The 13469-nt window shown below is 54.5% G+C and carries 15 protein-coding genes; 9 read left to right on the plus strand and 6 right to left on the minus strand.

The features are described from left to right. Positions 1–6: 6 nt before the first annotated feature. Together CU103_RS16605 and CU103_RS16610 are read right to left on the minus strand one after the other, a co-directional pair. Positions 7–276 carry a hypothetical protein gene (locus CU103_RS16605; protein WP_106665145.1) on the minus strand — a complete coding sequence of 90 codons (270 nt, stop codon included), beginning with the start codon at positions 274–276 and terminating at the stop codon, positions 7–9. 47 nt (positions 277–323) lie between these two features. After that, positions 324–1652, minus strand: coding sequence for an SPOR domain-containing protein (locus CU103_RS16610; protein WP_106665263.1), 1329 nt, complete (start codon positions 1650–1652; stop codon positions 324–326). Positions 1653–1938: 286 nt separating this feature from the next. On the opposite strand from CU103_RS16610, the gene CU103_RS16615 reads away from it, so the two are divergent. The 6 genes from CU103_RS16615 (at position 1939) to CU103_RS16640 (ending at position 7457) form a co-directional block, all read left to right on the plus strand. After that, positions 1939–2271, plus strand: coding sequence for a phasin family protein (locus tag CU103_RS16615; protein ID WP_106665146.1), 333 nt, complete (start codon positions 1939–1941; stop codon positions 2269–2271). Between the two features lie 197 nt (positions 2272–2468). Then, positions 2469–2822, plus strand: coding sequence for an ATP-dependent Clp protease adapter ClpS (clpS, locus tag CU103_RS16620; RefSeq protein WP_106665264.1), 354 nt, complete (start codon positions 2469–2471; stop codon positions 2820–2822). 6 nt (positions 2823–2828) lie between these two features. Beyond that, on the plus strand, positions 2829–5297 hold the full coding sequence (clpA, locus tag CU103_RS16625) for an ATP-dependent Clp protease ATP-binding subunit ClpA (protein ID WP_106665147.1): 2469 nt from the start codon (positions 2829–2831) through the stop codon (positions 5295–5297). A gap of 69 nt (positions 5298–5366) precedes the next feature. Beyond that, positions 5367–6128, plus strand: a complete 762-nt coding sequence (locus tag CU103_RS16630; protein ID WP_106665265.1) for an AzlC family ABC transporter permease — start codon at positions 5367–5369, stop codon at positions 6126–6128. Beyond that, positions 6125–6472, plus strand: coding sequence for an AzlD domain-containing protein (locus tag CU103_RS16635; protein ID WP_106665148.1), 348 nt, complete (start codon positions 6125–6127; stop codon positions 6470–6472). Before CU103_RS16630 ends, CU103_RS16635 begins: the two co-directional genes overlap by 4 nt. A gap of 64 nt (positions 6473–6536) precedes the next feature. Then, positions 6537–7457: a phosphatase PAP2 family protein gene (locus CU103_RS16640; protein WP_106665149.1), complete on the plus strand. Its 921-nt coding sequence runs from the start codon at positions 6537–6539 to the stop codon at positions 7455–7457. Position 7458: 1 nt separating this feature from the next. Here the strand turns inward: CU103_RS16640 and CU103_RS16645 are convergent, their stop codons facing one another. The 4 genes from CU103_RS16645 to CU103_RS16660 form a co-directional block, all read right to left on the minus strand. Beyond that, positions 7459–7890 carry an HIT family protein gene (locus tag CU103_RS16645; protein ID WP_106665150.1) on the minus strand — a complete coding sequence of 144 codons (432 nt, stop codon included), beginning with the start codon at positions 7888–7890 and terminating at the stop codon, positions 7459–7461. 83 nt (positions 7891–7973) lie between these two features. Further along, positions 7974–9158, minus strand: coding sequence for a GNAT family N-acetyltransferase (locus tag CU103_RS16650; RefSeq protein ID WP_106665151.1), 1185 nt, complete (start codon positions 9156–9158; stop codon positions 7974–7976). A 116-nt stretch (positions 9159–9274) separates the two neighbouring features. After that, positions 9275–9994, minus strand: coding sequence for a glycerophosphodiester phosphodiesterase (locus CU103_RS16655; RefSeq protein ID WP_106665152.1), 720 nt, complete (start codon positions 9992–9994; stop codon positions 9275–9277). Between the two features lie 2 nt (positions 9995–9996). After that, positions 9997–10461 (minus strand): RidA family protein, encoded by a 465-nt coding sequence (locus CU103_RS16660; RefSeq protein ID WP_106665153.1) that lies wholly within the window; start codon positions 10459–10461, stop codon positions 9997–9999. Between the two features lie 119 nt (positions 10462–10580). Here CU103_RS16660 and CU103_RS16665 point away from each other — a divergent pair, with 119 nt between their 5' ends. The 3 genes from CU103_RS16665 (at position 10581) to tsf (ending at position 13438) form a co-directional block, all read left to right on the plus strand. Next, positions 10581–11405 (plus strand): cell envelope integrity EipB family protein, encoded by an 825-nt coding sequence (locus tag CU103_RS16665; protein ID WP_106665154.1) that lies wholly within the window; start codon positions 10581–10583, stop codon positions 11403–11405. 198 nt (positions 11406–11603) lie between these two features. Beyond that, a complete protein-coding gene (gene rpsB, locus CU103_RS16670; RefSeq protein ID WP_106665155.1) occupies positions 11604–12398 on the plus strand; it encodes a 30S ribosomal protein S2 in 795 nt (264 codons plus the stop codon). A gap of 116 nt (positions 12399–12514) precedes the next feature. Further along, complete coding sequence (gene tsf, locus CU103_RS16675; RefSeq protein WP_106665156.1) at positions 12515–13438, plus strand: translation elongation factor Ts; 924 nt, start codon at positions 12515–12517, stop codon at positions 13436–13438. Positions 13439–13469 lie beyond the last annotated feature (31 nt).

The raw sequence follows: 13469 nt of genomic DNA on the forward strand, positions 1-13469 counted from the left end.
CAGCAATCAGGAAATTCGCAGTCTCACCGCCGAAACGCCGTTGCGGCTTTCGGAGCGTATGCGCAGCCGGGCCGGCGGCATGGCAGCACGCCGTGTCCTTGCGGCCTGGCAAAGCAGTACATTCACAATATCCATAGTCTTGAAAGCTGCATTGCCGTGGCGCAAATCAGCCAGGCGCAAAGCAGCCTGCTGCAATACCTGCATGCCACCAAACAGCGGCTTTGTTTCTCTGTTCATGTGGCCCGTTGGGCCATGCATATCGGTTATACTGGACATTCGCAAAACCCTTTACACTATACAATCGGGGTCTTTCTGATCGTGCCTTACGATTGCGGCGCAATCGCAAAGCAGTTGAATTTCTGGCGCTTCAGTGCAGTGCATGCGTCGTTGGCGGCTTTGGCAGACGAGATTCCGGCAAACCGCGCGCGGTGGTAGGTAGTCGATCCCTTTTGAAATTTTTCCGTATAAGGCGACAGCGCGGCGATTGGATCACCGGTCTGCGCAGCGGCCTTGGCGAGCATCGCCTTGGCTTCCTCAGAGCTGCCGACAGAGGCAATTTGCACCATCCAGCCACCGGCTGAAGCAGATGCGGTTGTTACGGGATCGACGTCCGTTGTGTCCCCTTCAGCTACCTCAGCCTTGGGCGACGGTGCAGGAACGGCGAGAACTTGCGCAACCGGCGAGGGTGCCGGAGCGGGTTCTGCATAAGCCGTAATTACATCTGCAGGTTGAGCCACAACCCGCTCGCGTTGAACTGGAACAGGAACGTCTGCACTCTCTGGTAGTTCGAGCGCTGCTACGTTGACCTTGCTATTCTTACGCGAGGCAATGAGATTGCCGCCATCGCGACGTGACGCCGCCGGGAGATACTGTTCGATCAGCCTCGCCATTTGCGCGTCGCGCGAGCCACCGCTTGTTCCGCCCATCACGACTGCAACAAGTTTCTTGCCGTCCACATTCACTGAACTCACCAGGTTGAAGCCCGAGGCGCGAGTATAACCTGTCTTGATGCCGTCGACGCCGCGCACCTTGCCGAGGAGGCGATTATGACCAACAATACGGCGACCGCGATAGCTGAAACTGCGGGTCGAGAAATAGTCATAATACTGCGGAAAATGCTCGCGAAGTGCGATGCCGAGCATCGCCAGGTCACGCGCTGAGGACCGCTGCTGCGGGTCTGGCAACCCATTGGCATTGCGGAACTGGGTGTTGCGCATTCCAAGCTGCCGGGCCTTGTTGGTCATCATGACCGCGAACCGCTGTTCCGATCCGCCAAGATATTCGGCAATCGCGGTTGCTGAGTCGTTCGCCGATTTGGTAATCAGCGAGAGGATTGCAGCCTCCGCGCTGATGGATTGCCCCGGGCGAAATCCGATCTTCGTCGGCGGCTGGCTTGCTGCGTATGCGGAAACTGGAATGGGTGTGGACTTGGAAACCTTACCCGCCGCCATTGCATCAAACAGCATATACAGCGTCATCATTTTCGTCAGCGATGCAGGAAAGCGCTGTGCGTCTGCATTAGACGAATAGAGCGTCTTGCCGGTATTGGCATCGACCACAATGGCGGCAGCCCTTGTCTCGGCCACTGCCTCGGCAGTAGCGGAGAGGCTTATTCCCGAGACCATCGCCAAAGCAACGAATGCGTGAGCCATTTTCTTGATTAACGTGTAACTTTGGCGGGCCGGGTAAAGCACAATCAACACCTGCTCGATATGCGTGTAGGGAACTGAATTGACGATCTGAAGCACCAGAGCGAATTTCTGGACTTTATCCGTATCAGCGTTACCAAACTGTTTATGGTAACCGGGCCGTTCACGTTTTCCGTGGCTATTGGATTAATTTTTATGAAAATATTGCAGTGCACAATAAATTTGACATTTTGTGCAGTGCACACTACATCAGCCCCACCAGAAAATTAAACACGTGGAAGGATCCACCATGGCAACTCCATTCGAAACCCTGAATGATTCCAGCAAGGAATTCGTCAACAGCGCGATGAAGAGCGTTTCAGCTCTTTCGCAAGGGCTGCAGACCATCGCAAACGAAGCGGCAGACTACTCCAAGAAGTCTTTTGAGGAGGGTACCGCGTTGATCGAGAAGCTTGCTTCCACGAAGTCACCCGAACAGGCATTCGAAACCCACAGCGTGTTTTCCAAGAAGGCTTATGAAAACTTTATCGCTCAGGCAACCAAGTTTGGCGAGCTCTATGCCGACTTGGCAAAAGAGGCATACAAGCCCTATGAAGCCGTCGTAGCGAAGGTTGCGAAGTAAGCGCAACGTTTCTATGAGCGCATTTAAAAGTCCGGTTGCCCGCGCAACCGGACTTTTTTTGTTCCGGGACGTCAATTCTGACTGTGCAACTGCAACTTGATATTGCAAGCTTTATGAGAGGGCTTAAAATTAGCCCGTAGCGACCTACATAGAATGCAGTGAGCGACATAACGATCAGGATGCGGGTATCGGATGAGATGAAGCGGTTGTCACCCATCATGCAAGACGAGGACAAGGGGAGCGGCAACGGGCCCGGCCGGGGTACGGCCGTGATAACCCGGACCAAACCCAAACTCAAAAAGCCGAGCCTTTATCGCGTGTTGCTTCTCAATGACGATTACACACCTATGGAATTCGTCATTCACGTTCTGGAGCGGTTTTTCCAGAAGAACAGAGAAGATGCTACACGCATCATGCTTCATGTGCATAATCATGGGGTCGGAGAATGTGGTGTCTTTACCTATGAGGTCGCGGAGTCCAAGATGACACAAGTCATGGACTATGCGCGGCAAAACCAACATCCGCTGCAATGCGTGATGGAGAAAAAGTGAGGTTTCATGCCATCTTTCTCACCTAGTCTGGAGCGGGCCCTCCATCAGGCGCTGACAATTGCGAACGAGCATCATCACGAGTATGCAACGCTTGAGCATTTGCTTCTTGCATTGATCGATGATCAGGACGCAAGCAGTGTCATGCGCGCCTGCAATGTGGATCTCGCGCAATTGACCCGCACCGTGACCGATTATGTCGATCATGAACTGGATAACCTCGTTACAGGCTATGATGAGGATTCGAAACCTACCGCGGCATTCCAGCGGGTCATTCAGCGTGCGGTAATTCATGTTCAGTCATCCAACCGCGAAGAGGTAACCGGGGCTAACGTCCTCGTGGCTATTTTTGCCGAGCGGGAGAGCCATGCGGCTTTCTTTCTCCAGGAACAGCAGATGACCCGTTACGATGCGGTCAATTATATTTCGCATGGCATCTCGAAACGCCCCGGTGCATCCGAGCCGCGCACACCGCTTGGTACCGAGAGCAATAATGAGGAGGGCCACGCTCCGGAGGCTGAAGAGGGCACCAAGAAGAAACAGGACGCGCTCACAGCCTATTGCAATAATCTGAATGATCGGGCCAAGGCAGGAAAAATCGATCCATTGATCGGTCGCGATCAGGAAATTAACCGCACGATCCAGATCCTTTGTCGCCGTTCCAAGAACAATCCGCTTTATGTTGGCGATCCGGGCGTCGGCAAAACTGCCATCGCTGAAGGTCTTGCAAAGCGCATTGTCGAGGGCAAGGTTCCGAATGTTCTCAGCGACGCCACGGTATTCTCGCTGGACATGGGTACGTTACTTGCCGGAACCCGCTATCGCGGTGACTTCGAGGAAAGACTGAAGCAGGTCATCAAGGAGCTCGAGGAGTTTCCCGGTGCAATCCTGTTCATTGACGAGATTCACACGATCATCGGCGCAGGCGCCACGTCCGGCGGCGCGATGGATGCATCGAACCTCCTGAAGCCTGCTCTTTCTTCAGGGGCAATTCGGTGCATTGGATCAACAACTTACAAAGAGTTCCGGCAGTTCTTTGAAAAGGACAGGGCGCTTGTACGCCGCTTCCAGAAGATCGATGTCAATGAACCGTCGATCCCGGATGCAATTGAGATCATGAAAGGACTGCGGCCGTATTTCGAAGACTTCCACAAGGTCAAATACACGGTGGAAGCGATTAAATCGGCGGTGGAGCTATCGGCCCGTTACATCAATGATCGCAAATTGCCCGATAAGGCAATCGATGTGATCGACGAGACCGGTGCCAGCCAGATGTTGCTGCCGGAGTCGAAACGCAAGAAGTCAATCGGGGTGAAGGAAATCGAGGCGACGATCGCGACGATGGCCCGCATTCCGCCCAAGAGTGTGTCGAAAGATGATGAAGCGGTGCTGTCCAATCTCGAGGCAGAACTGAAGCGCGTCGTCTACGGTCAGGATCTTGCCATCGAAGCACTGTCTTCATCGATAAAGCTGGCGCGGGCTGGCTTGCGGGAACCGGAAAAGCCGATCGGTTCCTATCTGTTCTCCGGTCCGACTGGTGTCGGCAAGACAGAAGTCGCCAAGCAACTGGCTTTGTCGCTCGGCGTGGAACTCCTGCGTTTCGACATGTCGGAATATATGGAACGCCATACGGTTTCGCGTTTGCTTGGTGCGCCTCCCGGCTACGTCGGATTCGATCAGGGCGGTTTGTTGACCGATGGCGTCGATCAGCATCCGCATTGCGTATTGCTGCTGGATGAAATCGAGAAGGCACATCCGGACCTGTTCAACATCCTTCTGCAGGTCATGGATCATGGCAAGCTGACGGATCACAACGGCAAGCAGATCGACTTCCGCAATGTCATACTGATCATGACAACCAATGCCGGTGCTTCGGACATGGCAAGGGCTGCAATCGGTTTCGGCTCGTCCAGGCGTGAAGGCGATGACATGGAGGCGATCAACCGGTTGTTCACACCCGAATTCCGCAACCGGCTTGACGCGATCATTCCCTTCGGCGCACTGCCGGTTCCGGTTATCCATCAGGTGGTGCAGAAATTCGTTATCCAGCTGGAGGCACAGCTTGCCGATCGCGGCGTGACGTTCGACCTGCAGCAGGATGCGATCGCATGGTTGGCTGAAAAGGGTTATGACGACCGGATGGGCGCTCGTCCGCTGGCTCGCGTTATTCAGGAGCATATCAAGAAGCCGTTGGCCGATGAGGTGCTGTTCGGCAAGCTGAAGAAGGGCGGGACCGTGCGTGTATCGGTTGCGCCTAAGCCGGATGGATCGCAGGGCCTCGTTCTGGACTACATTGCCGACGAAGTGGTGGTGAAGCCGAAAAAGGAAATTCCGGTCGACAAAAAGCCGGTCGTGAGAAAAAAGCCAGCGTCAAAGAAGCCGGCCCTTGAAAAGGCGGGAGCCGGATTTGCGATAAGCGGAACGGTAGCGCAGCCATCGCGCAAGGCTTCCGTGCCCAAAGTGCCGCGCAAGAAATAGTCACAAAAGGCCGCCATTTGGGCGGCCTTTTTCTTGCTGGCATCAATTCTTATGTTTATCGCTGGATGCATGACCGATTCTGAATTGCCCTCTCACCAGGCGGAAGTCGCAGACCCGAGGACAGGTTTCTCGTGGTTCTTGTCGGGTGCATCACTGGTCTTCAGCGTTCCGGCCTTGATCCTCATGACGGCACATGTAGGGTTTGCCGGGTTTGCCAGTGAAAACGGCGTGTCGCTCTTTCAGGCAACCTTCATGGTCGCCGCGATCTGGGCTCTGCCTGCCAATATCGTGTTGATTGGCGCGATTTCGGGCGGCTATTCCTTGCTTGGTGCGGCAATTGCCGTGGCTCTGTCTTCGATACGCCTAATGCCGATGGTTGCGGCCTTTGTGCCAGAAATGCGCGGATCAAGAACACGAAAATTCACACTGCTGTTTCTTTCGCATTTTATTGCCGTGACGGCATGGGTGATCGGCATGGAACGCCTGCAACATGTTCCGCGCAACATGCGTACGAGCTATTTTGCCGGTTTAGGCATGACGTTGACGATCACAAATACGCTCGTTGTGGCAATTGTGTATTTTCTTTCCGCCGATTTCCCGCCCATCGTCTTTGCTGCACTGTTTTTTCTCACGCCAATGTACTTTCTGGCTTCGCTCTGGGGTTCGGCGCGTGATCACTCGATCCATATTGCCATGATCTCAGGGTTGCTTCTCTTTCCACTGATCCACCTTTTTGCACCTGCCTATGATTTGCTGTTGACCGGCCTTGCCGGAGGGGCAGTCACCATGGGGTATGTGCGGTGGCTCCCGAAAAAGAGCGAGGGACGATGACCTGGGCCAGCCTGACCGATTGGTGGTGGCCCTACCTGTTTATTCTGCTGGCGGGCTGGCTGCCAACAGACATCTGGCGATTCATAGGTGTATTGATTGGCGGCCGCGTACGCGAAGATTCCGAGGCGCTCGTTATTGTGCGGGCTGTCGCTACCGCGCTTGTCGCCGGTGTCATCGCCCAATTGATCCTCTACCCAAGCGGCTCCCTGGCGGAATCATCAGTTTTCCTGCGAGTTGGCGCCGCAGCGGCGGGCTTCGCGGCCTATCTCTATCTCGGCAGGCGCATTATTGTCAGTGTCATCGTCGCCGAGTTCATTCTAATTATGGGACTGTTGCTGTCGTGAATTCCCGATTCAGGCATCTTTAAGCGGACGCAGGGTATGTTCGAGCCAAACTAGGGTTTGAACGATGATCCTTTACCCTGCAGAAAAAATCTGTGCCACTGTCATTGTGGTGCTCTTCTTGCTCGATGCGATCCTGATCCAGATCAAGGGGGTGGGCGTCGATTGGACAGGCTATGGGGTAACGTGCGCAATCGGGATTGGCGCCATTGCGATTGGCCAGCTCTACCGCACAAAGCGTCTGGAAGAAAAAATTGCGCTGGCGACAACAGCGTCCGGGCTGTTCATTCTCTTCACAATCTGCTGCTCGATCTTCAACTATCTGCTTTTGCCCGTTGGCGATCGCCGGATTGATCCGCTTTTGATCAAATTAGACGCCATGCTTCACTATTCGTGGCCGGAGGCGGTTGTCTACGTGGCGTCCCTGCCGTGGCTCGCAAGCCTCCTACGCTTCATCTATATGAGTTCATTGCCGCAACTCATTGTCATTCTTATCATTCTCGGGTTTTTGGGCCAACGGGAGCGTCTGCACCAGTTTCTGTTAACCGGCGTTTTCGGAGCTTTAATGGCCATTGCGTTCTGGGCTGTCTTCCCAAGCTCGGGTCCCTCGGCCTTCGAAATTCTCCCTGCAGAGGTTGCTCGTTCATTTGTCGTCGGCGCGGCCTATGGGACCGAACTCAATCGTCTTGCCCTGGATGGCCCGTCGTTTCTTTCGCCGAAGGATGCACTCGGGTTGATCGCGTTTCCGTCGTTTCACACAGTAATGGCATGTATGGCGGTTTGGTTCATGGCTCAAACAAAGCGCGTTTTTCCACTGTTTCTCATCGTCAACATCCTGATGCTGCCCGCCATTCTTGTGCATGGCGGGCACCATCTAGTTGATGTTTTTGCCGGATTTATTGTTTTTGGCTTAGCTCTCATGGTGTCCAGAATGTTACCTGTTTCCACTTCACGCCTGGAACAGGAAGCCACGGTTCGGGTGCCGTAGTTCAGGTTTTGAGCAGGACCTGCCTGATTTTTTCGGCATTGGCGGCAAGCACGCCTTGATCTTCCATCTGTCCGGTATGGGGCTTGAGTGCGACACCGTCAAAACGCGGAATAATGTGAAAATGCAGGTGGAAAACCGTCTGTCCGGCAGCAGGCTCGTTATATTGCATAACTGTAACCCCATCGGCGTCGAAAGCCGTCTTGACTGCGCGCGCGAGCTTCTGGGTCGTGGCAATCACGGCCGCGAGGCTGTCTGGCGCGACATCGAGGATGTTGCGGAATGGAGTTTTGGTTATTGCGAGGCAATGACCTTTTCCCTGTGGCATGACATCCATGAATGCAAAAGTATCCGCGTCCTCATAGAGCTTGTGCGAGGGGATCTCTCCGCGCAGAATCTTCGCGAATACATTGTTGTCGTCGTAGGGCTGGCTCATATGGCACCTGTGGCTTTCCGGAAATGAATGCAATGTTCGTCACGGCGGGCTTGGCAGTCAAGATCGCCATCTTAAATGACCGGCTAATGGTCCGACTTCCTGAATGGAGTGTGTTCGCCCAGTACATCACTCATCAGCGCCACGTCGCGGCGCTCGTGGATCAGAAAGTCATTGATCGCGCGCCGCAGGCCCTCATGGGCGATATAGTGGACCGAATGGGTTGTAACCGGGAGATAGCCTCGGGCCAACTTGTGTTCGCCCTGAGCCCCGGCCTCGACAATATGCAGTTTTCGCTCGATGGCGAAATCGATCGCCTGATGATAGCAGACCTCGAAATGCAGAAAGCGGTGATCCTCGATACACCCCCAGTGTCTGCCGAAGAGCCGGTCGGAACCAATAAAGTTGATTGCTCCTGCAATGTAGCGCCCGCCACGCCGTGCCATCACCAGCATGATGTCATCAGGCATGCGTTCACCGATCAAAGAGTAAAACTTGCGGTTAAGATAGGGTCGGCCCCATTTCCGGCTACCGGTATCCATATAGAAGGTGAAAAAGTCGTCCCAGATCCTTTGAGTGATTTGACTGCCCGTCAGCCGGTCGATGCTGATGTCATCAGCAAGCGCTTCCCGCCGCTCACGTCGAAGTGCCTTGCGTTTGCGTGAAGCGAGCGTCTCAAGAAAATCGTCGTAGCTTCCATATCCCTCATTGAAGAAATGAAACTGCTGATCAATGCGGTGGAGAAATCCTGACCCGGTGAAGGCCGGTAGGTCGTCTTCATTTACAAAGGTTGAGTGTGCCGACGAGACTCCGGTTTGATCGGTCAATTGCCGCAATCCATTGGCAAGTGCAACACGGACGGCGCCGGAGTTCCAGTTCCGGTCCACCAGCAGGCGGGGCCCGGTAGCGGGAGTGAAGGGAATGCTGGCCTGCAATTTCGGGTAGTAGCGCCCGCCAGCGCGCTCGTATGCATCAGCCCAGCCATGGTCGAAGACATATTCGCCCTGACTGTGACTTTTCAGATAGCACGGTATAGCGCCAATCAAAGTGCCACTGTCAATTTCAAGCCGCAGAAATTGCGGGAGCCAGCCGGCATTGCGAGCGACACAGCCAGAGTCTTCAAGCGACGACAAAAAGGCGTGCGACAGGAAGGGGTTGTAATCGGCGGCGTCGCGAGACGCCCCGGAGAGGCCCGCCCATTCCTCTTGAGTGAATGCACCAATGCCGTCGCAAACACGCAAGATGAAATCGCCGCGATGAAGATTTTCCATGTTTGAAATTGACTTCCTGGCTGTGTCGGCAGGATGAAGATCAGCCTCGCTGCCTTGTGTTTAAGCTAGGCATTCCGACCGGCGATACAAGAGGCAGCTTGGCAGGGTCTCAGGCATTAGGCGTTCCGCGGATCAAAGCCCTCAAAGGTAATCTGATCGACAAGAGCATCGCTTGCCGCCTTGTCGGCCAGATTTCTCACGGTCCACGAGATGACAGGCAGTCCGAGCCTCGCACGCACAAATTCGACAAAACGGTTTTCGAGATGATGCACATTGTAGGAGACAAAATCGATATTGTGGGCGAGCATCGAGAAATGCGCCTCAAGCTCCCGATCGAGCAGGCCCTCGGCCGTCAAGCCTGCTGGTATGCCGGGCGCGTCCTTGCCAAAAAGCCGGATCAAATGATGGTCAAAGGACATGATGGCAGCTAAACCGGCGTACTCTTTGAGATCATTGGCAACAGCGCTGACTAGCCCGTCGTCCCGGCCGGGAATGCCTTTCAGCTCGACAACAATCGGGACGCGGCCGGCGATGAGTTCAAGGGATTCGGCCAGCGTCGGGACATGATCATTCGTTCCACCGACGCGCAACCTGCCAGCCTGTTCCGCCGTCAACGCATCAATATTCCCCTGGGTGCCAGTGACGCGGTCCAAAGTGCCGTCGTGAAATACAACCGCTTTGCCGTCGGCTGAGAGATGCACGTCGCATTCAATTGCAAAGCCAGCACTGGCGGCGGCTTCGAAAGCCGAGAGCGTGTTTTCCCAGCGTGCCCTGTTGAGATCATGCAAACCGCGATGCGCGATCGGAACTTTCTTTAACCAGTCAATCTTGGCCATATTCAACGAACCTCGATGATCGCTTCGATTTCAACCGGCGCATTGAGGGGCAGGGCGGCGGAGCCGACTGCAGAGCGCGCGTGACGGCCCGCATCCCCCAAGACGGCAACAAGTAGATCCGAAGCGCCGTTGGCAACCAGATGCTGTTCGGTAAAATCCGGTGTCGATGCGACAAACACGGTAATTTTTACGATACGCGTGATTTTCTCGAGGTCCCCCAGTGCTGCCTTTGCCTGCGCCAGTATATTGATCGCACAGGCTTTTGCCGCTTCCTTACCCTGTGCAACGTTGAGTTCAGCGCCCAGGAGCCCGTTGTGGACGAGTTTTCCGTCGGCCAGCGGCAATTGTCCGGATGTCAGGAGCAGTGACCCGGTCCGGGTAAATGGGACGTAGTTCGCGGCCGGCGCAGCTGCAACGGGAAGCGTAATGCCGAGTTCCTGGAGACGGGTTTCTATGGAGCTGCTCATGGGATCATTTTCCTTATGTTTCGGAATCGCAAGCGATTGTGAAAGAAGTTGCGATTTTTGCCTCGCTTCCGCCAAGAGTTTTTTTAATATGCGCATTCGAATATTGGAGAATCCTGTCTATGCGCGTTTTACCTGCCCTCGTTTTCAGTCTCGGTGCCTTGGGTCTGACTGGTTCAAATATGGCACACGCCGCTGGAACGGCGACGCTTGTTCCGCACCGCGCAATCTATGATCTAAAGCTGGACAACGCACAGGATAGCAGCGGTATCACGGGCCTGACGGGCCGGATGGTCTATGAATTTAACGGATCTGATTGCGAAGGATATACGACGAATTTCCGCTTCGTGACCCGCGTTGACATGGAAGAGCAACCCCAGCGAGTAACAGATCAGCAAACGACGACATTCGAATCGGGCGACGGCGGGAAGTTCCGCTTCGTCAACAAGACATTCGTTGATCAGAGCCTGACCAAGGAAGTTCGTGGCGATGCCGCATTGTTAAATGACAAGACGGAAATTTCATTGACGAAACCCGAAGCAACCAAGGAAAACCTTGAGTTGTCTCAATTCCCGACGCGGCACATGCAGCAATTGATCGAGAAAGCTCTCGCCGGCGAAGTCTTCTATCAGACGAAATTGTTCGATGGTTCGGAAGATGCCGATAAAATAATGGCGACGACGGTTGTTATCGGCAAATCTGCGGTTTCCGATTCAGACGAAGAAATTAGGAATATGGGCCCACTGGCAAAGGAGAGCACCTGGCCGGTCTCGATTGCCTATTTCGATGAAAGCGAGAAGTCCGAAGGGCTTCCGAGTTACCGGATCAATTTCAAGATGTATCGTAACGGTGTTACCCGCGATTTGAAAATGGACTATGGCGATTTCTCGATGACCGGAAAGCTCGTCAACTTGCAGCTGTTCGACATGCCCAAATGTAAGAAATAGGTGTGTACCCAAGGGCCAGGCGCGCGAAGACTGCCTTTTATCGCCTGTGCACTTGCGTTTGTCATGATTATCCGTTAACAGCCGCAGCATTCCACACACGGGGTTTGGGTTGATATCGGGAGAAATCCGATATGGCCTCCGGTGGCGGGTTTCCCGCCTCTTCTCCGTGGAGGTTAAACCGGAAAAGGAAAATAAGAGATGGCATTGCCTGATTTCAGCATGCGTCAGCTCCTTGAAGCTGGCGTTCACTTCGGCCACCAGACACATCGCTGGAACCCGAAAATGGCACCGTACATTTATGGTGACCGCAACAACATTCACATTCTCGATCTTGCCCAGACCGTTCCCCTGCTTCACACTGCGTTGAAGAAGGTTTCGGACACCGTTGCCCGGGGCGGCCGCGTTCTGTTCGTTGGAACCAAGCGTCAGGCTTCTGACATCATTGCCGATGCTGCAACCCGCTCGGCCCAGTACTACGTCAATGCGCGCTGGCTCGGCGGCATGATGACCAACTGGAAGACGATTTCGAATTCCATTCAGCGTCTGCGCAAGCTGGACGAGCTTCTTTCCGGCGAAGCACAGGGCTTCACGAAGAAGGAACGTTTGAACCTCGATCGCGAACGCGAGAAGCTCAACCGTGCCCTTGGCGGCATCAAGAACATGGGTTCGATTCCGGATCTCATCTTCATCATCGACACCAATAAGGAAGCGATCGCAATTCAGGAAGCCAAGCGTCTTGGTATTCCGGTTGTGGCCGTTATCGACAGCAATTGCGATCCTGACCAGATCGATTTCCCGATCCCGGGCAATGACGACGCGTCCCGTGCCATTTCGCTTTATTGCGATCTCGTTGCCAAGGCAGCGCTGGATGGCATTCTGCGTCAGCAGGGTTCGCTCGGCGTCGATGTCGGTGCCCAGGAAGAAGCTCCTGCTGAGCCGGCACTGGAAGCCCCGGCAGAGGCTCCTGCACAGGAAGGTGAAGCCTCTGCTTGAGGCTTCATACACCCGTCTTATCGGGTGATTAAAAACACCAAATTGGCGCATGACGCGCCGCAAAGTTGGCATGCTGGTTTCCCCAGTATGCCTTCGCTTTGAGAAGAGGCGACACAATGAGCATTTCTGCATCACAGGTAAAAGAACTTCGCGAAATTAGCGGCGCTGGCATGATGGACTGCAAGGCAGCCCTCACAGAAACCAATGGCGACATGGAAGCTGCTGTCGATTGGCTGCGCAAGAAGGGTATCTCCAAGGCTGACAAGAAGGCTGGCCGTACGGCTGCTGAAGGACTTGTCGGTGTTGCTTCCAATGGCACAAAATCCGTTGTGGTTGAAGTCAATTCGGAAACCGACTTCGTTGCCCGCAACGACGCGTTCCAGGATATCGTTCGCAATGTCGCCAACGTAGCATTGACCACGGATGGTTCCACTTCGGCTGTTGCCGCTGCGATCTATCCTTCTTCAGGCAAGTCCGTTGTTGACACTATCAAGGACGCCGTTGGTACGATTGGTGAGAACCTATCTTTCCGCCGCTCGGCTGCTTTGACTGTGGGCCAGGGAGTTGTTGCGACTTACATCCACAACGGCGTTTCCGATGGTCTGGGGAAGCTCGGCGTGCTGGTTGCAATCGAAACGACGGGTAACGCGGACGCCGCACAGGCGTTCGGCCGTCAGGTGGCGATGCATGTTGCTGCGACGAACCCACTCGCATTGACTTCGGCCGAAGTTGACCCGGTCGCGGTTGAGCGTGAAAAGTCGATCTTTGCCGATCAGGCACGTCAGTCCGGTAAGCCAGAGAACATCATCGAGAAGATGGTCGATGGCCGCATGCGCAAGTTCTATGAAGAGGTGGTGCTTCTCTCACAGGCATTCGTCATCAATCCTGACCTGACAGTGGAAGCTGCGCTCAAGGAAGCAGAAAAGACGATCGGTGCACCGGCCAAGATCACTGCTTTTGTTCGTTTTGCTCTGGGCGAGGGGATCGAGCGGGAAGAAAGTGACTTTGCCGCCGAAGTTGCTGCGGCTGTGAAGAAGTAATCTTATACGACTGAAATCAAAGGGCATCGCG

This window comes from Phyllobacterium sophorae, from assembly GCF_003010965.1.
GTDB lineage: Bacteria > Pseudomonadota > Alphaproteobacteria > Rhizobiales > Rhizobiaceae > Phyllobacterium > Phyllobacterium sophorae.